Consider the following 24,166-nt stretch of genomic DNA (forward strand, 5'->3'; position numbering starts at 1 on the left):
TCCGATTCTAAGTTTAGGTAATTAATAAAACGAAATTTGAGTATACCTAAAAACAGGCAAAAAAAAGCGCAGTATAAACTGCGCCAGTCGGTTGGAAGTAAAGTTTACTTCAACAGTGCCCAAAATTAAGAGCACTGTTGTTGTTGTATTTTAACCTACAAGTGCTAACAAAATCCCCGCAGCAACGGCACTCCCTAGTACACCGGCTACGTTTGGCCCCATTGCATGCATCAACAAGAAGTTATGCGGATTATTCTCAAGGCCAACTTTATTAACGACTCGAGCAGCCATTGGTACTGCAGAAACACCTGCCGCACCAACTAAAGGGTTAATCGGTGACTTGGAGAACTTATTCAAACCTTTGGCCATAAACACACCTGATGCTGTACCAATAGAGAACCGCTAGTGCTCCTAGTGCTAAAATACCCAGTGTTTCGACAGTTAAAAACTTATCCGCGGCTAATTTTGACCCTACTGCTAAACCTAAGAAAATCGTGGTGATATTGATAATCTCATTTTGTGCACTGTTACTTAAGCGATCAACTACACCTGATTCTCGCATTAAGTTACCTAAACAAAACATACCTACTAGCGGTGTAGCCGCAGGTAAAAACAACATAGTTAAACCCAATACCATTAGAGGGAAAATAATCTTTTCCTTTTTCGATACAGTACGTAACTGTGGCATTTGAATTTTACGTTCTTCTGGTGTTGTTAAGGCACGCATAATTGGTGGCTGAATAATTGGCACTAAGGCCATATACGAATAAGCAGCCACTGCAATTGCCCCTAATAAATCTGGTGCTAATTTTGATGCTAAGAAGATAGCTGTTGGGCCATCAGCACCACCAATAATAGCGATAGCTGATGCATCCTGCAGCGAAAACTCAAAGCCTGGTACATAGTTAAGTAAAATCGCCCCAAATAAGGTAGCAAAAATACCAAATTGAGCAGCCGCACCAAGTAACATCATTCTCGGGTTTGCAATTAAAGCACTAAAGTCTGTCAGCGCCCCAACCCCCATAAAGATCAATAACGGAAATACACCAGTATCAATACCAATATGATAAACGTAGTAGAGCAAACCACCGGGGTCTGATAAGCCCGCCACGGGGATATTTGTTAATATAGCGCCAAAGCCTATTGGTAATAGTAATAGTGGCTCAAAGTTTCGTGCAATTGCGAGGTACAACAATAAGCACCCTACTGCAATCATGATTAACGCAGGAAAAGTGAAATTTGCTATACCCGTTGCTTGCCAGAGGTTTAATAACGCTTCCATCCTCTATACTCCTAAGCCATTGCAATCATTGCTTCGCCTGTGGCAACAGAGTCACCTTCAGCAACTAAAAGTTCAGCAATAGTTCCACTGTGAGTAGCGCGAATTTCAGTTTCCATCTTCATCGCTTCCATAATCATCACAACATCACCTGCGTTAACTGTTTGCCCCGCTTTCACTTTGATCTTGAAGATGTTACCTGCAAGCGGAGCATTCAAAGTTTCACCCGATGCTACCGACGCAGATTGCGGAATTAATTCACTGTCTTTGAGTGTTACTTCTTTTAATTCGCCGCCTTGGGCAACGACAACGTCATATACTTTACCATCAACTTTTACGCTGTACTGTTCAGCTTTAACTGTGTTGTTATTAGATTTATTGCTTGAAGAAGGTTTGTCTTGCTTAGCTGACTCAGCACTTGGCACCGCTTCAAACGCATCTGGGTTATTGCGGTTTTTCAGGAATTTCAAACCAATTTGTGGGAATAATGCATATGTTAATACATCATCAATTTGCTCATCAGCAAGGTCTAACCCTTGTTCTTGCGCTTCTTTTAATAGTTCAGCTTGCAATGTTTCAAGTTCTGGTTGCAGTACATCAGCAGGGCGACAAGTAATTGCCTCACTACCATCAAGTACACGCTCCTGTAATTCTTTATTCATTGGCGCTGGTGTTGAACCATATTCGCCTTTTTAGTACACCTGCGGTCTCTTTTGTGATGGTTTTATAACGTTTCGCCGGTCAATACATTCAATACTGCTTGAGTACCCACAATTTGTGAAGTTGGTGTAACTAATGGTAAAAAACCTAAGTCTTCACGCACGCGTGGGATCTCAAGTAAAACTTGATCCAGTTTATCTGCTGCGCCTTGCTCTTTTAGCTGATTTTCCATATTAGTTAGCATGCCACCTGGCACTTGAGCTAACAAAATACGGCCATCTACACCTTTTAAGCTCCCTTCAAATGCCGCATACTTTTTTGCGTACATCACGGAAATAAGCAGCGATTTCTTCTAACTGATTTAAATCAAGCTCGGTGTCACGCTCAGTACCTTCGACAATCGAAACTATTGTTTCTGTCGCGCTGTGACCGTAGGTCATACTCATAGACGAAATAGCGGTATCAAGCATATCAATACCAGCATCTATGGCTTTTTGATAAGTTGCTGTACTCAAACCTGTTGTTGCATGACATTGCATAGCGATAGGAATAGAAACAGTTTCTTTTAATCCTTTGATCAACTGCTCACAGTCATAAGGCTTAAGCAAACCTGCCATATCCTTAATACAAATTGAGTGACAGCCTAAATCTTCTAATTGCTTGGCTAAAGTAAGCCACATATCAAGTGTATGCACTGGGCTGACAGTATATGAAATCGTGCCTTGTGCATGAGCCCCCACCTTCACAGCAGCTTTAATTGCAGTTTCAAGGTTTCGCACATCATTCATCGCATCAAAAATACGAAATACATCAACACCATTTTTATGGGCACGTTCAACAAATTTTTCCACAACGTCATCAGCATAATGGCGGTAACCTAAAAGGTTTTGCCCACGAAGTAGCATTTGTTGCTTCGTGTTTGGCATTGCTTTTTTTAAGCGCACGGATGCGCTCCCATGGATCTTCACCTAAGTAACGAATACACGAATCAAACGTTGCCCCACCCCATGATTCAATAGACCAATAACCCGCATTATCTAGTTTTTCAGCAATTGGTAGCATATCGTCTAAACGCATACGTGTTGCTAATAAAGATTGATGTGCGTCTCTGAGCACTAGCTCTGTTAATTTTAATTTAGCCATGAGTCACCCCTTATGATTTTTGTTTGTTTTTGTACTGAGCGATTGCAGCACTGATAGCAGCAATGTGTGCACTTGGCACACCTTGGGCTTTAATAGATGGTGTACGAGCAGCCTCAACCATAGGCTCTTCAAAACGGCTCATTACTTTAGACATAAAAATAATTGCTGAAATTAACAGCGATAAGAATACGAAAACGCCCACCATTCCAGTGACCATTAAATTTGCTGCTGTAGCAAGTAGTTGTGCTATGTCCATGCTGCTCCCCTTGATTACTAAATTTATCGTTTTAATTTACCACCTGAATAGGTAAAAAATCACTTTATATAAATAATTATGCACCAATCATATCAAAGAAATAGATCAAGTCCAACACTTTGTAAATTGGTAAAACCAATTAATATTAAGCTAACATATCTGCATTAAAGTTAACACCATACATTTTGCTATTATTTTCTGAGATATAGACAATATAAATAATGAATATAGTTAAAAGTTATAACTATCCTGCGCACTATTGATTAAAAAATCATAGTAGCAGTTTGAATATGCACGAAATTCAAGAGGAAACACCCCGCCATGTTAAATTGGTCTTACCAAGAGAGGCGTTTAATAACACGTTATTTTTTGTTTTAAGAATAAGTTACACGTAATAAAGTAAATATTACTTATAATCCACTTGTCTACCTTTTCAATAAATATGTTAAACATTGATTTTAAAGTACTTTTAACAATGGCACATAACTGGCATCAACTATACTGAACAAATTAACAAACCAAGGAGACAACAATGTTACGCTGGACAATTACATTTTTAGTTATTGCACTTATTGCTGCAGTGTTAGGTTTTGGTGGTATCGCAGGTGCCGCAGCAGGAATTGCCAAAATTATATTTTTTATCTTTTTAGTATTATTAGTTATTTCACTCGTTTCAGGTGCGCTTCGAGGCAAAACCCCTTAACAAGAAATTAATTTAAACACTAATACATACATTACTTACAAGGAATTACATTATGAAATCTACAACAGTTAAAACAGCCGTTATCGCACTATTTGCAAGTTTTTTTATCATGGGTTGTGAAGACAATCATGCAGAAGAAGCTGGTGAACGTATTGATGAAGCAGTAACAGACGTACAAAATGGTGTTGAAGACGCCTGTGAAGAAGTTAAAGAAGGCGTAAACGCTGAAGAAACTAACTGTTAATCCATAATTAATAGTTAACAAAAACGACTCACCTGAGTCGTTTTTTGTTTTTAAGAATTCGCCGCTTTAAGCTCTTGCTTCAAGCATTAAACGTTTCATATCACGTACGGCTTTATCAAGGCCATCAATAGCAGCACGAGCGATTATGGCATGACCAATGTTAAGCTCGTAAATGTCCTCCATCGCAGCGATTGGTTTGACGTTATGATAATGTAGGCCATGCCCTGCGTTTACCGTTAATCCTAAGCCCGCCGCGTATTCCACACCTTGGCGAATATGCTCAAGTTCTTTTGTATATCAGTGTCATTTTCTGCATCGGCGTAAGCACCTGTGTGTATTTCTACATAAGGGGCATTACATGCTTTAGCCGCATCTAGCTGCGCTTTATCTGCATCAATAAATAATGAGACTTTTATACCAGCAGCAGCGAGTTTAGCAGTGGCAGCTTTAATTTTGTCTAGATTACCAGCAACATCTAAACCACCTTCTGTTGTGAGCTCTTCACGTTTTTCTGGTACTAAACATACATATTCAGGTTTTACATCTAATGCAATATCCAGCATTTCATCGGTCACTGCAATTTCTAAGTTCATACGGGTTTGAATCGTTTTCGCCATAACATAAACATCGCGGTCTTGAATATGACGACGATCTTCACGCAAGTGGATTGTTATACCATCAGCACCAGCATGTTCCGCTACACTTGCTGCATGAGCTGGATCCGGGTAGTTTGTGCCGCGTGCTTGGCGTAGAGTTGCGATATGATCAACGTTGATACCTAACAGAATGTCTTTCATTTTTTACCTATATAAATTATTTAATAAAAAGCTCGCGGCTTTTTAATGGTTTTTTACCAAGCAATGGCTTCATTAAATGACGGCTTAATTGTTTCGCCATATATAGCACATCAGGCGCACTAAAGTCATGATCTGCAATTGCATTTAACTGAGCTCCCGTAAACCCATCCCCTTTTAAATCCTGAATCACAAAGCCATATTCAGCAAAGTAACTATACGTGTGCGCCGCATCAATTGGATCGCCCGCCGCATCAAAAGTAAAGTCAACACCATAGCCGAGCAACTCTAGTAACTGAAACTCATAAGAGCGCAACACGGCTTGTAAGTTTGGATGCTGGTTTAGTTGCGTAAGGTGAGTTTTATATAGCTGATAAGCATGATCAATTGGCTCATTAATTGGCACAATGCGATTAGTAAGTTCATTTAAATAAAAGCCACAGTAAAGCTGATCACCTACAAGTGGTGATTGCGAACCATGTAATTCAAAGCGTTGAATATATTTTAAATCATGTTTACCAGTGTAATTTACTAGTAAGGTTTGGAAGGGTTGTAATTGTGCTTTATGCTTTGTTGCATGTCGGCCACTAATACGGGCTAACATTCGCAATTGGCCAACGCCCTCTACTAGCATATCAAGCATTACTTGTGAGTCGCTATAAGGACGTCGGTGTAACAAATATGCTGTGTAGAAGTCGCTATCCATAGGTTAATTTAAGCAGAAGTTAATCTTCACCATAGCCTAAACTGCGCAGGGCTCGTTCATCATCAGCCCAACCCGATTTTACTTTTACCCAAAGCTCTAAGAACACTTTGTTATCAAGCATTTCTTCAAGATCTTTGCGTGCTTCACGGCCAATAACTTTTAGCTTTTCGCCTTTGTTACCTATAACCATCCGTTTTTGTGTTTCGCGCTCAACCAAAATCAGGCCATTGATATGCCAAACACCATTGTCTTGCCACTTAAACTGCTCTATTTCAACAGTCACTGAGTAAGGTAGCTCCTCACCCATAAAGCGCATCAGCTTTTCACGAATAACTTCAGCTGCCATAAAACGCATAGAACGGTCTGTAACATAATCATCAGGAAAATAAAATTCACACGGTGGAAGGCGTTTCGTTACTTCATCTTTGATTAAGTTAATATTTTTACCCTGTGTCGCTGACACTGGCATAATACCGACAAAATCAAACTTGTCGCCCAGCCACTTCATATGCGGAAGTACTAAGTCACGATCTTTAACTTGGTCAATTTTATTAATGACTAATAATACTGGCTTGCCACTTTGGCTAACTTTGTTAAGAACCATCTCATCATCAGCATTCCAATGAGTGCCTTCAACCACAAAAATAATGAGCTCAACATCACCAATCGAGCTTGATGCTGCGCGGTTCATTAAACGGTTAATGGCCCGCTTTTCCTCAACGTGCAATCCGGGTGTATCTACATAAACAGCTTGATGCTGGCCTTGTGTATGAATCCCCATAATACGGTGACGTGTTGTTTGCGGCTTACGCGAAGTAATACTTACTTTTTGCTCAATGATTTCATTAAGTAAGGTTGATTTACCAACGTTAGGACGGCCAACAATGGCTATCATGCCACAAAAAGGTATCTAGCTCACCTTCATGTGGTTGGATCAGTGTATCAAGATTCATTTTTGAGTATCTTCAATGCTTTTTCAGCGGCTTTTTGCTCGGCTTTACGACGTGAGCTACCTACTGAGATAATGCTATCCATACCTTCAACAATACATTCAACCGTGAATGTTTGATTGTGTGCTTGGCCTTTCGTATCTACTACCGTATAGCCTGGCAGTGATAATTTACGGGCTTGAAGGTACTCTTGTAGTAAGGTTTTAGGATCTTTTTGATTTAAACCTGGAGAAATCGCATCAAGACGCGCTTCATACCATTGTAAAATTAGCTCACCACATACATCGATACCGGAGTCTAAGAATACAGCACCAATAATCGCTTCTACGGCATCTGCAAGTGTAGACTCGCGTCTAAAACCACCACTTTTAAGCTCACCTGGACCCAAACGTAAATAGTCACCTAAACCAAATTCAAGGCCAAACTCAGCCAGAGTTTGCCCACGCACTAAAGTAGAGCGCATACGGCTTAAGTCACCTTCACGGGCTTTTGGAAATTTGCTATAAAGTGCATTGGCAATGACGAAGCTTAGAATCGAGTCACCTAAAAACTCTAAACGTTCATTATGCTGGCCTTTATGGCTGCGGTGGGTCATCGCCTGCTCAAGTAAACCTTGATCAGTAAATGTATACCCTATTTTTTTATATAACTCTGTTACATTTTTTTTCATTGTTACTGAATATTACCTAGGCGTTCAAAACGAACTCCAGTTGGAACCCAGCCTGGTAAAATGTCATCTGGGCCATTATCAAATTCAAAACTCATCCATATAAAGACGGCTTTACCCACCAAGTTTTCTTTTGGTACAAAGCCCCACACACGACTATCTTGGCTATTATCGCGGTTATCACCCATCATAAAATAATGATCAGCCGGTACTACCCATTCATCAGAACGTGTACCCGGTTGTTGATAGTAGCGCCCTTTCATTTCAAGCGCTTCTGGGTTGATTAAAATATCATGGTTTAGTGTTGTTAAATTCTCATTTAAACGTACTAAATCCATAGAGCCTTGCTTAAATTCGTCACGATTGATGATTTCCATATCAATCTTATTAAACTCATTACACAATAAATCACCTTGCTGAGTTTGTCCTTGCTCACAGTTAGGCTGAATGTATAAGCGTTTATTACGGTATACTATTTTATCACCTGGTAGACCAATAGCACGTTTAATGTAATCCACACGCTCATCAAGCGGATATTTAAACACCACAATATCACCACGTTCAGGTTCAGCAACATCTATCAGTTGCGTACGCCATACCGGGTCTTTTACCCCGTATGAGTATTTTTGTACTAGGATAAAGTCGCCAACTAATAAGGTTGGCATCATAGAGCCTGACGGGATTTGAAACGGTTCAAATACGAACGAGCGAAAAATCGTAATCGCTGCAATCATCGGAAAAATAGACTTTGCCGTTTCAGTAATTGTAGGCTCAGGTGCAATCAACGATGCAGTTTCTTCATCTAATTCACCACCAGCAGAACTCGTAGCCAAGGCTAAGCGCTCTTGTCTTTTAGGTGCAAACATAAAATGATCAATTAACCAGATTAAGCCCGAACCTAAAGTTAATAGCACTAAAAATATTGAAAAATAACCTGCCATTCATTCATTCCTTTATCTTACTAACTTGGGTTTGAAACTTATTTACCAACTTTAAGAATAGCTAAGAACGCATCTTGTGGTACTTCAACATTACCTAGTTGCTTCATTCGCTTTTTACCGTCTTTTTGTTTCTGAAGAAGTTTCTTCTTACGGCTTACATCACCACCATAACATTTCGCGATTACATTTTTACGTAATTGCTTAACTGTCGTACGGGCAATAACATGCTGACCAATTGCAGCTTGAATTGCAATATCAAACATCTGGCGAGGAATAAGCTCTTTAAGTGCATCGGCTAATTGACGACCCCGTGATTGCGCACTTTCTCTGTGTACAATTATAGCAAGGGCATCAACTCTGTCGCCATTGATTAAGATATCTACACGTACCATGTCAGACACTTGGAAGTGTTTAAAGTTATAATCAAGCGAAGCAAAAACCACGACTAGTTGATTTTAATTTATCAAAAAAGTCCATCACCACTTCAGCCATTGGTAGCTCATATGTCACTGCAACCTGCTTACCGTGATAGCTCATTTTTGTTTGCATACCACGTTTTTCGATACATAAGGTGATCACACTACCTAAATACTCTTGCGGCACAAGAATATTTGCTTCAACAACTGGCTCACGAATTTCTAAAATATCATTTACTGGCGGTAAGTCAGACGGGTTATCTATCTGCTTAGTACCCTCTTTGGTTACCACTTCATAAATTACCGTTGGTGCAGTAGTGATAAGGTCAATATCGTATTCGCGTTCTAAACGCTCTTGAATAATTTCCATATGCAACATGCCTAAGAAGCCACAGCGAAAACCAAAGCCAAGTGCTGTTGAGTTTTCAGGTTCAAAGAACAATGACGCATCGTTTAGACTTAACTTGTTAAGCGCATCACGGAACGATTCATATTCATCAGATGCAATTGGGAACATGCCCGCGTAAACTTGCGGTTTAATCTTCTGAAAACCGGGTAAACGTGCAGGTGCAGCATTTTTCTGGTGTGTAATTGTGTCACCTACTGGTGCACCATGAATCTCTTTAATACCCGCAATAACAAAGCCAACTTCACCGGTTTTAAGTACACCTGTATTTGTTTGTTTTGGTGTAAATATACCCACATGATCGGCAATATGTACTTGCTCATTCGACATAATCTTTATTTTGTCGCCAGCGCGTAACTCACCATGCTTAATACGAACAAGTGATACAACACCTTGGTATGGGTCAAACCATGAATCGATGATCAATGCTTGTAATGGTGCATCCTTGTCGCCTTCTGGTGGCGGGACATCCTTTACAATCATTTCTAACACTTCGGCAATACCAACGCCTGTTTTAGCACTACATTGCACTGCATCTAAAGCATCAATACCAATAATATCTTCAATTTCTTCAGCTACACGTAGTGGATCAGCTTGCGGTAAATCAATTTTATTGAGCACCGGAATAACTTCTAAGTCCATCTCTATCGCAGTGTAGCAATTTGCTAATGTTTGCGCCTCTACACCTTGCCCTGCATCAACAACCAGTAATGCACCTTCACAAGCTGCAAGTGAACGCGATACTTCATAAGTGAAGTCAACGTGTCCTGGTGTATCGATAAAGTTTAACTGATAGGTCTCACCATCATTGGCTTTATAATTTAGGGTAACACTTTGCGCTTTAATGGTAATACCACGTTCACGCTCAATGTCCATTGAATCCAATACTTGCTTTTGCATTTCACGGTCGGTTAGGCCACCACAAACTTGGATCAAACGATCAGAAAGGGTCGATTTACCGTGGTCAATATGGGCGATGATCGAAAAATTACGGATATGCTTCATAAACTGGATTCTAAACTTCTATTTTAAAGGACTAAGTGTATAAAGCCGCAATTTTACATTTAATTGGCTTCAATCACCATCTATTTGAGTTAAAGGGAGGCTAATTGGGTGAATTTTTATTACTTTTATATCGTGTTTTAGACTTTTGACCCGACTTTTAGCAATCCCAAAGCCAGTAATACCACCGGTTATAGCGGCAATTATTTGTATCCATTCCGCGGCTTTAAATAATTCACTAGCAAGCAAAGCAAATAACATACTTAATAACAAAGGTAACATATACACGGCAAATGCATGTTTAACCATATGACTGTCATCTAAAGCTAAGGTTATTTTTTGCCCAACCTGCACAGGAGTGTCAAATTGGTAAGGAAAGGTTTTCTTTGCTGTGCCGAAAAGTTTCCCAAAAACTTGCGAACCGCAACGTCCATTACAGCCTTCGCAGGCCTTTTTTTGTTGGGCTTCTAAATGAGCAGTGGCGCCTGTAATAGACACCACGGTAAGCGTTTGTTCAATCATGAGATTTTAAAGTGGCCGTGCGACTGATTCTGCAATTGCCTTTGCTGTCATAGCGGGGATATTACCCACCACTGACACATCAAAACTACCTGCATTATGCACATAAATCGTAGTAGCCCCAGATGATAAAGAGCCACTAGGCCTGCGTCCTGGTAACGGGCGCTGTACAAATACAGATACTTCAACAAAGCCATCTGAGTATAAATAGTAGTCGGTTAATTCATTATTTAGGTCAAGTTTATGTCTATCAGATTTTAATAAGCTAAAGCCATCTGGTAACCAACCTATTTGCCAATTATTACTCGCAACATTGGGTTGCTCTTGCGCAACAGCATTACTTGGTAAGGGAGTCGGGAAATCACGATTAAGCATTTCAAGCAATAATGGCGCGGGCTCTTCGGTAACGCTTATATGCGTTAACTGTAGCTGCTCCAGCATCTCACCGTCTTGATTTACATAGGCTGATTTTAAAAGTAATGACGACTCAGCATCAATCCAAAGCCAATAGTTAAACTTAAATTCATCTTTTGACTCAATGCGCACTAGTTGTGCTGCTCGTCCTGCTATGCGCCCTTTACCGCCAAGTACAAAGTCATATTCTTTACTCAAACGTTCAATATCTTTAAAAAGCACTTCAGGAATTGGACCTGCAATTGAATCTGTCGCGATTGAATAAGGCGCTGACTGCGGTTCAAAGTACGTTACTTGATCATCGATTCGGACCATTTCGAGTCCAGCACCGTTAAGTAAACTTAAGTGCTCTAATTCAGTCTCATTTTGCTTAGCATGTAACCAACGATACGGTTCCATTGACTTGCCTTTTACAACCACAAAAGACGCATCAAAGTTACGGTTGTGAACGGCTTCAGCCATATTAAGCAAAAGCTCTTTTGCAGGGGGTTCGTCGCTGGCATAGGCGGGGACCAGTATTACCAACGACAAGATAAAAGTAATTACTTTCATTTAATTAGTTTTTTTCCTCTTCAGCTTGCCCCTTAGTGTGAGCCTTTTCAAGTGAATATGCAACGCGTGCTTGACGTTGATGCTCTAAAACTAGTGCACCAATACGTTGTTGCTGTAATTCACGTAAGCCCTGCTCTGCATTTTCAAGGGCTGGCTCTGACGAATAGCTCACTGGAGAAGCAACCCCCGTTAAAGGTGTGCTTTGCAATATTGGAATTTCGTTAGCAGGTAAGTCCTCACCTTGAGGTAACGTTTGCACCCCAACAATTGCAAACATAGCTACACTTGCTGCAATGGCAAGTTGTGCAACTGGTTTACGCCAATTAAAAGCAATAACATTGTCAGTGCCAGTGGCAGCAACTTGCGTATCTTGCTTTTGACTAAAATCAGCATAAACAGGTTCACTTTCTAATGCTTTAGCAACACTGTCGCTAATATCGAGCACAAAAGCGTCTTCTAACTCAGCACGCATTACATCACCTATTAACGCATAACGCCCTAAGGTTGTAGTATCTTGCGCAGCAATTTCTTCATTTGTTAAGAGTTGCTCGCCGTCAAGTAATGCGGATAAGTCTTGATTATCCAACTTGTTAACGTGTGCTTTTGTCATATTAAGACTCGCCTATTAATGGGTTTAATTTGTTATCAATTGCTTCACGGGCACGGAAAATACGTGAACGCACCGTCCCGACTGGGCAATCCATTACCACGGCTATTTCTTCATAGCTCATCCCTTCGATTTCTCGTAAGGTGATCGCGGTTTTAAGATCTTCAGGCAAACTATCAATCGTGTTAAAAATTACAGCGCGAACTTCGTCGCTTAATAATAAATTCTCAGGTGATGCGTTAGAACGCATTGCATCCGCGCCGTCATAAAACTCGGCTTCATCAGCGTCGACGTCATTTGCTGGCGGTTTGCGGCCCTGAGCCACTAAGTAATTTTTAGCACAATTAACAGCGATACGGTATAACCAAGTATAAAAGGCGCTATCTCCACGAAAGTTTGGAAGTGCACGGTATGCTTTAATAAAAGCTTCTTGTGCCACATCAGCAATATCGCCCTGATTTGAAACATAACGAGAAATCAAGCCGGCTATTTTATTCTGATACTTCTTTACTAATAGGTTAAAGGCATTTTTATCACCCTGCTGAACCCTTTTTACTAGCGCTAAATCTAAATCCTGCTCGCTCATTCGAGCCGGTACTCCTATATCTAATTATTACTTGTTATTCATATCTTAGCCATTGTTTACAAATACTCTGACTGAGGCATGAATGAAAAGTTCATTTAATATTGTTTTTTATAAAATAGCGTATAAATAAATACGTAAAAGTTGAAAATCACTAATAGTGTCATGTCAAAATATGATACATATACGCTTATCACAATAATATTGATTGCTCGTACCAATTACTTAAATTAGTATCCTAGAGCATTGTAACCGCAAAGACCACGGACATGAACCAAAATAAACACCACGCCACTGACGTTGTCATAATTGGCAGCGGCGCTGCCGGACTTTCTCTGGCCCTTTCATTAGCAAATCATTGTAAAGTTACTGTAATTAGTAAAGGTGAATTAAAAGAAGGTTCCACGCTATACGCACAAGGTGGTATCGCTGCTGTATTCGATAAAAGAACGACAGTATCGAGTCTCATGTACAAGATACCCTCGATGCCGGTGGGGGTTTATGCGACCGAGAAGTCGTCCATTACACTGCAAGCAATGCCCCCGATTGCTTAAAATGGCTAATTGAACAAGGCGTGCCATTCGATATGGAGTTCGATAGCAAGGGCAAAGAACGCTTTCACTTAACCCGCGAAGGTGGACATAGCCACCGTCGCATTTTACATGCCGCGGATGCCACTGGTCGCGCAGTACAAACGACGTTAATTAGCCAAGTACAAGCCCACCCTAAAATTACTTTGCTTGAACAATATAATGCAATTGACCTAATTGGAGATAAAAAGTTAGGTAACACGGGCGATCATATCCACGGCGTTTACATGTGGAATCGACGCGCTAAACGTGTTGAAACTATTGCAGCTAAATTCGTTGCTTTAGCAACAGGTGGTGCCAGTAAAGTTTATTTATATACGTCAAACCCTGATGTATCTAGTGGTGATGGTATAGCAATGGCATGGCGCGCAGGCTGTAGAGTTGCAAACATGGAGTTTAATCAATTTCATCCAACGAGCTTATACCACCCTGAACTACAAAACTTCTTAATTACTGAAGCTATGCGAGGTGAAGGGGCTTATTTAAAACGCCCTGATGGTACTCGCTTTATGAAAGATTTTGATGAACGTGAAGAGCTTGCCCCACGCGATATTGTCGCCCGCGCAATCGACTTTGAAATGAAACGCCTCGGTGCCAATTGTGTTTATTTAGATATCAGCCATAAAGATAAAGACTTTATAATTGAACACTTCCCTACCATTTATGCAAAGTGTTTAAGTGTAGGTTTAGATATCACCAAAGAGCCGATCCCTGTGGTTCCCGCAGCGCACTATACCTGTGGCGGTGTAATGACCGACTTTAACGGTAAAACCGATTTAGCCAATTTATATGCCGTTGGCGAAGTGGCGTACACTGGCTTACATGGTGCAAACCGAATGGCAAGTAACTCACTGCTAGAGTGTATTGTATTTGCCCATGCCGCAGCAAAAGATATTCTTGCAAAACTTGCTAGCAGCCCGCCTCAGCAAGCTTTACCGCAATGGGATGAAAGCCGCGTAACGAATTCTGACGAAGAAGTTGTGATAACGCATAACTGGCATGAGTTGCGCCTATTTATGTGGGATTATGTAGGCATTGTTAGATCAACAAAACGCTTGGAACGGGCATTGCATCGCGTTGAATTATTACAACAAGAAATTCATGACTATTATGCTAATTTTAGAGTCACGAATAACTTACTCGAGTTAAGAAACTTAGTGCAAGTAGCTGAGTTAATCATACGCAGTGCGATGGAACGAAAAGAAAGTCGCGGTCTACACTATACCATTGACTACCCCGAACAAAATGGCGACCCAAAACCAACAGTTTTAATCCCAGCTAAAGCTAAGAGCTAGCAATAATTGCGCGCTTGAGCCTGATAAAGCTTTGCTCATCGACCCCACTGGCATTAATCACAATCCAGTGGGAATCTGCAAACCCTTCTATATAAAGCCAAACACAGTGTTGATAAGCTCGACTTTTCGCACTTATTTTGCCCTTAATTTCTTGCTCAAAATTTATAAAATGACAATGTGGTAAATCTAAAATTATCGTGCCACGCAGTGGATGTAAACGCTTAAAGTAAAGCCATGTTATGTAACCAGTAATGCCTGTGACAATAACACTGGCAATTTGCCCCAAGGGTGTTGTAAGGAAAGCGGCAGAAAAAAATGCAAACAGGCTAAAGCAGGCCACTAAAGGGACGTGGTCTGCTTTATTATTCGTCAATGTAAATCTATACACGAACTCGATCTAAAATAAGGTTCACCATTTGCTTAAGTTCTGCATCTTTACATTCTTGATGGCCCATAAACCAAGCAAACAAATCAGGATCGTCCGCTTCTAATAAACGCTGAAATACTGCTTGTTGTTGTGCAGATAATGAATCAAATGCTTCTTCAACAAATGGCATAAACAATACATCAAGTTCTAACATACCACGGCGACATGCCCAGCGAATACGTGCTTTACTATGAATTTCAGTCATTTTTTACCTCGTACTTAGTTGCTACTGAGTTTACCAAATTACCTCTGAATAAACAGCTTTAAATAACACTCACTAAATAATTCCAATACGCTGACATATCATTTAGTTGCATCTATACCCATAGCATCATCTACGTTATTATAAGCATCTCAATTTCTCGCAAAGAAGGTTTTTATGTCAACTGTATATGCATGTCCTTTATCACATAAGCTGATCAGTATAAGTGGGGTTGATAAACTCGCTTACCTTCATGGCCAAATTACCCAGGACTTAAACCAGCTCAAACAAGATAACTTTTTGTGGGCTGGACACTGTAATGCTAAAGGCAAGCTTTGGAGTGTTGCTAAGTTATTTGCTCATCAGGATAATTACTATCTTGCAGCCACAGCGTACGAAGTGGAACAATCTTTAAGCGAATTAAAAAAATATGCGGTTTTTTCTAAAGTCGAGATCCAACAATCACCTTTACAACTCATTGGTTTACTTGGCGATGACCTCACACAAGTAAAAAATGAATTAGCAATTGAGTTTTTAAATGACACAACAGCGTGTGACTTCAGTGGCGGTAAAGCGTTAAAATTAGCAAACAATCGTATTTTATTAATGGTAGACAGTCACTTTTCACTTCCGCAAAACATTACTTGTCTAGACGATGATGCGTTATGGCAACAGCATGCTATTTTAGCTGGTGAGCCAGCGCTTAACCAAGCAGCGATTGGTGAATATGTGCCGCAAATGGTTAACCTACAAGCGATAGGTGGCATTAGCTTTCGTAAAGGCTGTTACACCGGGCAAGAAACCGTAGCCCGCATGAAATACCTTGGCAAGAACAAACGCGCCATGTTTATTGTATCAGGCCCAAGTGAAGGTACCTTTGATGAGCTTGATTTAGAAACCCAAGTAGGAGAGAACCGGCGTCGTGCTGGAAAATTAATTAGCCAAGCCTACAATAAACAAACGAATACTTTTTATGGCCTTGTTGTGTTGCCAAACGACAGTGAACCTAGTCAATCACTGCGTGTAAAACATGAACCGCAGGTAGAGCTCACAATCCAGCCTCTACCCTACTCTCTAGAAGACGAATAAATAGGAATGACTATGCTCATTGCAACAAACAAAGTGGTAAAAATGCATTATTCAGTAACGGATAATGACAATAACTCTATCGATAATTCATTTGATGGCGAGCCACTCATTTTTATCGTTGGTACTGGATATTTAATCCAAGGCCTAGAAGATGCGCTACAGGGCAAGCAAGCAGGTGATACACTTAGTGTTACCGTTGAGCCTGAAAACGGCTATGGCGAACGTCATGATGAATTAATGCAAGCTGTGCCTAAATCTATGTTTGAAGGTATGGAAATTGAGGTTGGTATGCAATTTCGTGCAACAACGGATGACGGCGACCAATCAGTTATGATCATCGATATTCAAGATGAAGAAGTCATCGTAGATGGTAACAACCCACTTGCAGGTATTACGTTAAACTTTGACGTCGAAATCCTCGAAGTGCGTGACGCAACTGCTGATGAGCTTGCTCATGGCCATGTACATGGTGAAGGTGGCTGTGGTCACGAGCATTAATCACAATTGCTCATAAAAAAAGCGCCGAGGCGCTTTTTTATGAGCAATTCCTAAGTTGTTTCAACTGCTTCTGACGGAAAAATTTTACCATCGAGCGCGCTAAGTAACCCCGCTTGATCATTAGTACCTAAACGATACTGGCTACCATCTTTCATCGTTAGCTGAACCGCACTAAACCCGGACACAGTATAAACCCAGCCATCATGAGTGATCCGTAAGCCAATACCATGGCGAAATGAATTTTCCACAGCTTTTGCTTCTACAATATCTGCAAGCATTAACGTTTGACCAAATAAACCCGGACCAAAGCCCCAACCAATAGTCTCACTATCAACTTTAATGGTTAGACCGTGGAAAATAAAACCCACTAAAACAAGTATCCCAGCAAATACCATTAATGGCATATCTGCGCCAATTAAATACCATGCAAGGCCGACGAAGCTGCCAATCCACGCTAGTATCGCAAAAATAAATAAAGCATACTGCTTATGTTGATACATAAAAATCTCTATAAGGGGTTAAAAACTATATACAAAAGTAGCACTAAGCTCAGAGTCATACTTAAGCTTGTCATCTTCTGGCTTTGAATTATATCGATATAGGTAGGCAAACTTTAATGACACAGCCCCCATCACTTGACTGATCAACGATGTCTCAGACTTAAGGCGTGAGTTTAAGCCAGACAATGATTGCTCAATACTCACATCTTGATTGAATCGGGTGCGCTTTGAAACTGTACGCTCCCACTGCAACGCAACTCGTAATAAATAACCGGTTTTGGTGGCATCTTCATCTGTTGCCAACTCTGTTTCGTCATCAGCAACAGAGCGGTATAAACCAGGCCCTATATCAAAATCCACTTGGTTTTTTACACCTTGGTACAAGCGATTACCATAACCGGTTGCAATTGTGCTTTTAAATTCTAAACCACTAAACTCATCATTTTCATAATCACCGTAGACAAAGAAAGAGGCATTTTTAACACCCACTTTATAGTTTCCTTGCGCCGATATAAATATACGATTAGCCGAAACTTCATCATTGCCAGTAGTATCATTACGATCACGCTTGTACAACGTATCTATTTTGAATTGGTTTCGCCAACTATCTAAGTCTTGGTACAAATTACCTCTGAGCTTAAAACTGGTAGAGGTTGTATTGCCGCGGCTTACAATAAAACCAAACTCTGTATCACCATACAGCATTTCACCTTGATGTATTTTATGTATTTCTTCTTCAGAAAGCTGGCCATATTCATGAAAGTCTTCAAACGGATCAACTGCCCAAATTTTAAAGCTCACAAATAAACAAAAAAACAGTAAAAAACGATTCACTGTTTACTCGCTAATACATAAACGCTATTGCTAGCTAATTCACCAAAATAATTCATTGTTTATTCGCTATCTTTCCACAAAATATGACAAAACGGCGCATCTTTATCGCGACTGATTAAAATTTTAGCAAATAAAATGTCTTGATTCTCAAATTCAAGACCAACTAACACCTGTAAAAAATGTTCTGGCTCTATTTCTAATGCAACGAAGTCTTGCCACTGTTCGTCTGGTTCACCTTCTTCAATAAAGCCGAGGTTTTCCCTGTGCATATTAAAGTCTTCAACATCTTGATCGGTTAAATTATCTGGCGCTAACTCTAAAAAAATATCGTACGCTTGATGCGTCACTTCTTCTTCGCTGTATAAACGTGGTCCTGTCATTGCCATTACTCTTTATCGACTTTATGGTTGTTATAGTATCAAATCTCAGCAAAATTATGCCAAAAAAAAGTCAGGTTTCCCTGACTTTTTTTACGCAAAGCTCACATTTAAGATTCTGTGGTGGCTGTGCCGTTGATTTTTTCACGCATAGTCTGTACTAAGCTATAAAATAACGGCACCAGTAAAGTACCCAAAATAGTAGCTGCTAGCATACCTGCAAGCACAGTGACACCTAATGACACACGACTGCCCGCTCCTGCACCTGTTGCAAACACGAGCGGTAGAACACCCAAAACGAAAGAAAGTGCGGTCATTAGTACTGCACGAAAACGCATTTTAGCAGCGCTTAATGCAGCATCAAAAATACTTTTCCCAGCAGCTCGCTCTTCCATGGCAAATTCAACTATCAGAATAGCTGTTTTAGTCGACATGCCTATTAATAATACTAAGCCAACCTGAGCATAAATATTGTTTTCAATACCAATCACATACAAAGCAAGCATGGCACCAAACATGGCAAGCGGTATTGCCGCAATAACAGAAAATGGAATGGTCCAACTTTCATATTGTGCAACTAAAAATAAATAAACAAAAATAACGGCTAAACCAAATAGTAATGGCGCCATATTACCTGCTTCTATTTCCTGCTTAGATTGTCCAGCCCATTCAAACGTATAGCCGCCAGGTAGTTGCCCTGCAAGCTCTTGCATAGCAGCAATAGCATCACCACTTGAAAACCCAGTCGCAGCCTGGCCACTAATACTGGCACTACGGTATAAGTTAAAATGGTTTAATGTGGTAGGTCCAAGAATCGGTTCAAGTTTAGCAAGGGTTGTTAACGGCACCATATCTCCTTGGTCATTTCGAACAAAGTAATGCTGTAAATCAGCTGGGTCTTTACGAAACTCACTTTCAGCCTGCATAATAACCTTATATGTGCGACTAAACTGATTAAAATCATTAATGTATAAAGAGCCCAATTGAGCTTGCAGGGTAATAAATATATCGCTTAGAGCAACACCTTGTGCCTTCGCTTTATTACGGTCAACTTCTAAAAAGTACTGCGGGACGTTAGCACGAAATGTACTGTATACATTGTTTAGGATCGGGTGTTGATTTGCTTCATACACCAAACCATTAAGCACTTGAGCCAGCTCAGTCGGATCCCGTCCTTCACTGTCCTGTAACCTAAATTCAAACCCCGAACTTGTGCCAAGCCCTGGGATTGGCGGCGGATTAAACACCATTACTTGCGCATCTGGCATCGCCCACATTTGCCCCATAAGACGACCTATCGTTGCTTTGAGCCCTAGCTCAGATGTTGTGCGCTCTTCCCAGTCTTTTAAAATAACAATACCTAAAGCGTTATTTGACCCTGCACCGCCAATTAAAGAAAAACCAGACACGGCAATAAAGTCGGTCGCAGAGGGCTCGTTCTTAACTATATCGCCTATTTTTTTCATCACATCTTGCGTGCGTCCTGACGCCGCGGCATCAGGTAATTGAACATCAACAAATACAAAACCCTGATCCTCTGCTGGTACAAACCCTGTCGGAACACTTTTCGCAAGCCACCCGGCTGCAACAAATATGATGATCGCAAATAAACTCATTCGACCAGCACGCTTAAGGATAAAGTGAATGACTTTGCTATAAATAGAAGTAGAACTATTAATACCCCGCTCAATGGGTGCGAGCCATTTTATGGGTTTCATGGCTTTTTCGTTTAATAACAAAGCACAAAGGGCTGGACTTAATGTTAAAGCATTAACCGATGAAATAAGCACCGCAAATGAAATCGTCACCGAAAACTGTTTATACAACTCACCAGTGATCCCCGGCATAAAACCAACAGGTACAAATACAGCTAACAACACTAAGGTTGTAGCAATAATTGGCCCTGTCACTTGCTCCATGGCCTTGGTTACAGCGTCTTTAATTGGCAGCTTCTCTTCTTTTAAGATCCGCTCAACGTTTTCTATAACAATAATTGCGTCATCGACCACAATACCTATTGCCAGTACTAAGCCAAACAGAGTTATAAGGTTTATTGAGTAGTTCATAGCCATCATAAATGCAAAAGTACCAACTAAAGAAACTGGAATTGCAATGGTAGGAATAAGCGTGGCCCGCCAGTTTTGTAAGAACAAAAACACCACCAACACAACCAAGCCAACTGCTTGAAATAGAGTAACCACCACCTCTTCTATCGATCGATTAATAAACTCAGTGGTATCATAGGGTATAGAATACTCAACGCCGTCAGGGAGTTGTTTAGCAAGCTCTGCCATTGTTGCTTTTACATCTGTGGCAACTTGTGTAGCGTTTGCATCCGTTAGCTGGTAAATAACCACAAATGCGGTATCTTGTTGGTTCAATTTAGCCGCTATACTGTAATCGGCCGAACCTAGCTCTATTCGCGCAATATCATTTAAGCGCACAAAATTACCATCTTGATTAGCGCGAATAATAGTTTGCCCAAATTCAGCAGGGGTTTTTAAGCGTCCTTTTGCTTGTATTGAGTATTCGAACTGTTGACTCGGTAGTGAAGGCGCAGCGCCTAATTTACCTGCAGCGACTATCGTATTTTGTTCTTGCAGTGCAGCTTGCACCTCAGTAACAGTAAGACCCAGAGACGCCATTTTATCAGGACGTAGCCACAACCTCATGGAGTAAGTTTGCTCCCCCATCACTTCAGCTGACGCGACACCTTCGATACGACCAAGAGGCTCAGTCAAATAGTTGGTAGCGTAGTTACTTAAAAAAAATCGCATCAATATTTTCTTGCTTAGAGTAAAGGTTAATACCCAATAACATAGAGCTGGATTTTTTCTTAACCGAGACCCCTTGTCGAGTGACTTCTCCTGGTAAGCCAGGTTCTGCAAGCGCAACCCGGTTTTGCACGTTAACTTGAGCAATATCAGTGTCAGTGCCTACTTTAAAGTATACAGTAATGTTAGCTGTACCATTATTAGTGGAGCTAGATTCTATATACATCATATCTTCAACCCCATTAACTTGCTCTTCAATGGGTCGGATCACTGACTCTTCAACTATTTGCGCACTCGCACCAGGGTAGACAGCCGTTATTTGTACTTGTGGCGGTGTAATTTCTGGATACATATTCACTGGTAGCAACCCTATAGAAATCAAACCTGCTAAGGTGATAACTATCGAAATCACTAGTGCAAATTTAGGTCGCGCGATAAACGTTTTACTTATCATGTACGCTCCTATTGGCTCACAGAGCCCATTTTATTTGAGATAGTACCTGTTGTGTGATCTACTACTTTTTCAACTGGCTTAACTTCAACACCCTGTCGTACTTTTTGTAACCCTTCAACGATAACTTTTTCACCTTCTTGTAAGCCAGACTCAACAACCCACATAGCGTTAATACGACGACCTAAAGTTACAATACGCGTCGCAACTTTATTATCGTCTCCAACCACTAGTACGAATTTACCTTGCTGATTTTCTTGTACTGCGGCTTGTGGGATCAATGCATGCTCTTGCTTATTTTTACTTTCTACAATTAAAGTTACAAACAAGCCTGGCATAACAATGCTCTTCTCATTAGCAAAAGTTGCACGTAGTTCTACGGTACCTGTGCTGCGGTCTATTTTCGTATCTGCAAAATCTAATTGTCCTTTTGCTGCAAAACTGGTGTTATTTGGTAATCGAAGTGCTAAATCAATCGGCACATTTTGTGGGTCATTCACACTATCTTGGTGTTTTTGTCGGTAACTTATGTAATCTGCTTCTTCTACCTGAAAATTGACATAAATGGGATCAACGTCTGTTAATTCTGCCAATTCACTAGAGCTTGGTCCTACGATATTGCCTACATCGTAATTTACTTTACCAATACGCCCGGCAAATGGAGCGCGAATTTCTGTATAACTTAAGTTTAATTTAGCCTTTTCCAAACTCGCTTTGGCAGACTTAACTGCAGCAGCTGCTTGTTCATAATTAGTTGTTAATTTATCGAGATCAGATTGTGAGATAAAACCTTGTGCAGCAACTTCTTTGCCTCGTTTTAAATCACGCAGCGCTCCATTCTCACCTGCCATTTTACTTTTAATATCAGCTTCAATCTCAGCCACTGAAGATTTATACTCTGAGGGGTCAATACGAAGTAGTAACTGGCCTTTTTCTACATAAGAGCCTTCATTAAAGTGACGTTCTATCAGCTCTCCTTCAACACGGGCTCTTATTTTAACTTCTTGGTGTGCTTCTGTTCGCGCTACAAACTCCCGGTAGTCACCAACATCCTGCAAAACCACATTAAATACAGAAACCGCAGGCGAAGGAGTTACTTGTTTTGCTGCATTTTCATCAGAGCAACCTGCTAACGATACAATAAATGCCATACCTAAGGTGCCTTTGACAGCTAACGACATATAACTTACTAAAATGCTTGGCGCAAACCGTTTAAGCATGGGGAGTTCTCCTTGATAGTTTACATAAAACTACCGTTGATGGTTATTTGTAAATACAACGCAATGCGTTACACGCTCTGGGCTAGTATTAATCGATAAGATAGATAACAATTAGTTCAGTTAAAAATATACACCACTTTGTCACCTTTTGTAGGTTCGATGTTCAAATATAAATATCGTGCTGTAACTTTCAATGACTCAGCATAGCTTTACATACCTGTATTAAATTCGTAAGCTAACCCAAACAACAGGTCAGAGGAGCTGGCATGATCAAGCTTGAAAAACAACAACACATTGCTTTTGTAACTTTAACTCGCGAAGAAAAACAAAATGCACTCAACTTCATCATGTTTAAACAGCTGGCATCAGTGATTAAGCAAATTAAAAAAGATAGATCTATTCGCGCAGTTATTATCCAAGGCGAAGGTGCTAATTTTTGTGCTGGCCTAGATGTTGCTGCAGTGATGAAAAACCCAATGAATATTATTAGCTTGTTATTCAAGTGGTTGCCAGGCAACTGTAATTTAGCTCAGCAAGTTGTGTTAGGTTGGCAGTCTTTAAGTGTCCCTGTATTTGCTGTAATTCAAGGTAACTGTTTTGGTGGTGGTCTACAAATAGCTTTAGGCGCAGATTATAGAATTGTACATGAAGATGCTAAGTTAGCGATTATGGAGGCTCGCTGGGGCTTATGTCCTGACATGGGAGCAAACGTAGTGCTGCCTAGTTTAATGCAAAAAGATAAAGCGCAATGGCTTGCCAGTCACGCATCCGCAATTGATGCAAAGACTGCCAAGCAACTAGGGTTAATAACAGAGGTTAGCAATGAGCCGCTAAAGGCGTGTTTAGCTATGGTTGATACTTTAATGACTCGCTCACCTGACACATTAGCAGCAATTAAACGTGTTACTCAGCAAAGTTACGCAACTCCTAGACGAAAAATTCTTGCAAAAGAAACATTTAGCCAAATTCGTCTGTTACTCAATAAAAATACAAAAAAGGCAATTGCTAAAGCAAAAGGTGACGAGAACATTGAATACGCAGACCCAAAACGCTGGTAATTATTTATC

21 protein-coding genes and 6 pseudogenes are annotated in these 24,166 nt (G+C 40.5%); 6 read left to right on the forward strand and 21 right to left on the reverse strand.

Annotated features, from left to right (window positions below):
• Nucleotides 1–150: 150 nt before the first annotated feature.
• From ACU8V8_RS11685 to ACU8V8_RS11695, 3 genes and pseudogenes are all read right to left on the reverse strand, one after another.
• Nucleotides 151–1,282 (reverse strand): annotated as a pseudogene (locus tag ACU8V8_RS11685) (sodium ion-translocating decarboxylase subunit beta).
• Nucleotides 1,283–1,293: 11 nt separating this feature from the next.
• Nucleotides 1,294–3,082: pseudogene (gene oadA / locus ACU8V8_RS11690) on the reverse strand (sodium-extruding oxaloacetate decarboxylase subunit alpha).
• Nucleotides 3,083–3,092: 10 nt separating this feature from the next.
• Nucleotides 3,093–3,338: an OadG family protein gene (locus ACU8V8_RS11695; protein WP_446887597.1), complete on the reverse strand. Its 246-nt coding sequence runs from the start codon at nt 3,336–3,338 to the stop codon at nt 3,093–3,095.
• A gap of 532 nt (nt 3,339–3,870) precedes the next feature.
• On the opposite strand from ACU8V8_RS11695, the gene ACU8V8_RS11700 reads away from it, so the two are divergent.
• The gene (locus ACU8V8_RS11700) at nt 3,871–4,041 is read left to right on the forward strand and encodes a DUF1328 domain-containing protein (RefSeq protein ID WP_087531995.1); all 171 of its coding nucleotides are present in this window, start codon (nt 3,871–3,873) and stop codon (nt 4,039–4,041) included.
• 52 nt (nt 4,042–4,093) lie between these two features.
• Nucleotides 4,094–4,285 (forward strand): hypothetical protein, encoded by a 192-nt coding sequence (locus tag ACU8V8_RS11705; protein WP_087531994.1) that lies wholly within the window; start codon nt 4,094–4,096, stop codon nt 4,283–4,285.
• A 66-nt stretch (nt 4,286–4,351) separates the two neighbouring features.
• Here ACU8V8_RS11705 and pdxJ read toward each other — a convergent pair.
• The 10 genes and pseudogenes from pdxJ to rpoE all read right to left on the reverse strand — a co-directional run bounded on the left by pdxJ (nt 4,352) and on the right by rpoE (nt 12,845).
• Nucleotides 4,352–5,082, reverse strand: a pseudogene (gene pdxJ, locus ACU8V8_RS11710) (pyridoxine 5'-phosphate synthase).
• Nucleotides 5,083–5,098: 16 nt separating this feature from the next.
• The gene (gene recO, locus ACU8V8_RS11715) at nt 5,099–5,785 is read right to left on the reverse strand and encodes a DNA repair protein RecO (RefSeq protein WP_446887598.1); all 687 of its coding nucleotides are present in this window, start codon (nt 5,783–5,785) and stop codon (nt 5,099–5,101) included.
• 19 nt (nt 5,786–5,804) lie between these two features.
• On the reverse strand, nt 5,805–6,680 hold the full coding sequence (gene era, locus ACU8V8_RS11720) for a GTPase Era (RefSeq protein ID WP_446887599.1): 876 nt from the start codon (nt 6,678–6,680) through the stop codon (nt 5,805–5,807).
• A gap of 47 nt (nt 6,681–6,727) precedes the next feature.
• Complete coding sequence (rnc, locus tag ACU8V8_RS11725) at nt 6,728–7,405, reverse strand: ribonuclease III (protein WP_087531989.1); 678 nt, start codon at nt 7,403–7,405, stop codon at nt 6,728–6,730.
• 2 nt (nt 7,406–7,407) lie between these two features.
• On the reverse strand, nt 7,408–8,343 hold the full coding sequence (gene lepB, locus ACU8V8_RS11730; protein ID WP_446887600.1) for a signal peptidase I: 936 nt from the start codon (nt 8,341–8,343) through the stop codon (nt 7,408–7,410).
• Nucleotides 8,344–8,381: 38 nt separating this feature from the next.
• A pseudogene (gene lepA, locus ACU8V8_RS11735) lies at nt 8,382–10,170 on the reverse strand (translation elongation factor 4).
• 69 nt (nt 10,171–10,239) lie between these two features.
• Nucleotides 10,240–10,689: a SoxR reducing system RseC family protein gene (locus ACU8V8_RS11740; protein WP_446887601.1), complete on the reverse strand. Its 450-nt coding sequence runs from the start codon at nt 10,687–10,689 to the stop codon at nt 10,240–10,242.
• A 6-nt stretch (nt 10,690–10,695) separates the two neighbouring features.
• Nucleotides 10,696–11,652: a MucB/RseB C-terminal domain-containing protein gene (locus ACU8V8_RS11745; RefSeq protein ID WP_446887602.1), complete on the reverse strand. Its 957-nt coding sequence runs from the start codon at nt 11,650–11,652 to the stop codon at nt 10,696–10,698.
• Between the two features lie 4 nt (nt 11,653–11,656).
• Nucleotides 11,657–12,262 carry a sigma-E factor negative regulatory protein gene (locus ACU8V8_RS11750; protein WP_446887603.1) on the reverse strand — a complete coding sequence of 202 codons (606 nt, stop codon included), beginning with the start codon at nt 12,260–12,262 and terminating at the stop codon, nt 11,657–11,659.
• 1 nt (nt 12,263) lies between these two features.
• Nucleotides 12,264–12,845 (reverse strand): RNA polymerase sigma factor RpoE, encoded by a 582-nt coding sequence (rpoE, locus tag ACU8V8_RS11755; RefSeq protein ID WP_087531983.1) that lies wholly within the window; start codon nt 12,843–12,845, stop codon nt 12,264–12,266.
• A 266-nt stretch (nt 12,846–13,111) separates the two neighbouring features.
• Between rpoE and nadB the strand changes: the two are divergent.
• A pseudogene (nadB, locus tag ACU8V8_RS11760) lies at nt 13,112–14,727 on the forward strand (L-aspartate oxidase).
• On the opposite strand, the gene ACU8V8_RS11765 reads toward nadB, so the two are convergent.
• Both ACU8V8_RS11765 and ACU8V8_RS11770 read right to left on the reverse strand, forming a co-directional pair.
• On the reverse strand, nt 14,717–15,100 hold the full coding sequence (locus ACU8V8_RS11765; RefSeq protein WP_446887604.1) for a hypothetical protein: 384 nt from the start codon (nt 15,098–15,100) through the stop codon (nt 14,717–14,719). The pseudogene nadB and the gene ACU8V8_RS11765 sit on opposite strands and share 11 nt — an antisense overlap.
• Before the next feature lie 7 nt (nt 15,101–15,107).
• Nucleotides 15,108–15,359: an FAD assembly factor SdhE gene (locus ACU8V8_RS11770; RefSeq protein ID WP_446887605.1), complete on the reverse strand. Its 252-nt coding sequence runs from the start codon at nt 15,357–15,359 to the stop codon at nt 15,108–15,110.
• A 174-nt stretch (nt 15,360–15,533) separates the two neighbouring features.
• Between ACU8V8_RS11770 and ygfZ the strand changes: the two genes are divergently transcribed.
• Both ygfZ and ACU8V8_RS11780 read left to right on the forward strand, forming a co-directional pair.
• Complete coding sequence (gene ygfZ / locus ACU8V8_RS11775; protein ID WP_446887606.1) at nt 15,534–16,445, forward strand: CAF17-like 4Fe-4S cluster assembly/insertion protein YgfZ; 912 nt, start codon at nt 15,534–15,536, stop codon at nt 16,443–16,445.
• A 12-nt stretch (nt 16,446–16,457) separates the two neighbouring features.
• A complete protein-coding gene (locus tag ACU8V8_RS11780) occupies nt 16,458–16,943 on the forward strand; it encodes an FKBP-type peptidyl-prolyl cis-trans isomerase (protein WP_446887607.1) in 486 nt (161 codons plus the stop codon).
• 50 nt (nt 16,944–16,993) lie between these two features.
• On the opposite strand, the gene ACU8V8_RS11785 is transcribed toward ACU8V8_RS11780, so the two are convergent.
• From ACU8V8_RS11785 to ACU8V8_RS11810, 6 genes and pseudogenes are all read right to left on the reverse strand, one after another.
• Nucleotides 16,994–17,443 (reverse strand): hypothetical protein, encoded by a 450-nt coding sequence (locus tag ACU8V8_RS11785; RefSeq protein WP_446887608.1) that lies wholly within the window; start codon nt 17,441–17,443, stop codon nt 16,994–16,996.
• Nucleotides 17,444–17,461: 18 nt separating this feature from the next.
• Entirely contained in the window at nt 17,462–18,277 is an 816-nt protein-coding gene (locus ACU8V8_RS11790; protein WP_446887609.1) for a DUF481 domain-containing protein, read from the reverse strand.
• Nucleotides 18,278–18,336: 59 nt separating this feature from the next.
• Entirely contained in the window at nt 18,337–18,657 is a 321-nt protein-coding gene (locus tag ACU8V8_RS11795) for an HI1450 family dsDNA-mimic protein (RefSeq protein WP_087531975.1), read from the reverse strand.
• Between the two features lie 107 nt (nt 18,658–18,764).
• Nucleotides 18,765–21,575, reverse strand: coding sequence for an efflux RND transporter permease subunit (locus ACU8V8_RS11800; protein ID WP_446887610.1), 2,811 nt, complete (start codon nt 21,573–21,575; stop codon nt 18,765–18,767).
• A pseudogene (locus ACU8V8_RS11805) lies at nt 21,487–21,882 on the reverse strand (efflux RND transporter permease subunit); the annotation flags it as partial. The gene ACU8V8_RS11800 and the pseudogene ACU8V8_RS11805, both read right to left, overlap by 89 nt.
• A gap of 8 nt (nt 21,883–21,890) precedes the next feature.
• Nucleotides 21,891–23,099: an efflux RND transporter periplasmic adaptor subunit gene (locus ACU8V8_RS11810; RefSeq protein WP_446887611.1), complete on the reverse strand. Its 1,209-nt coding sequence runs from the start codon at nt 23,097–23,099 to the stop codon at nt 21,891–21,893.
• A 266-nt stretch (nt 23,100–23,365) separates the two neighbouring features.
• On the opposite strand from ACU8V8_RS11810, the gene ACU8V8_RS11815 reads away from it, so the two are divergent.
• Nucleotides 23,366–24,157, forward strand: coding sequence for a crotonase/enoyl-CoA hydratase family protein (locus ACU8V8_RS11815; RefSeq protein ID WP_446887612.1), 792 nt, complete (start codon nt 23,366–23,368; stop codon nt 24,155–24,157).
• The last annotated feature ends 9 nt before the right edge of the window (nt 24,158–24,166 follow it).

The sequence above is a fragment of the Pseudoalteromonas sp. SaAl2 genome (assembly GCF_052947895.1).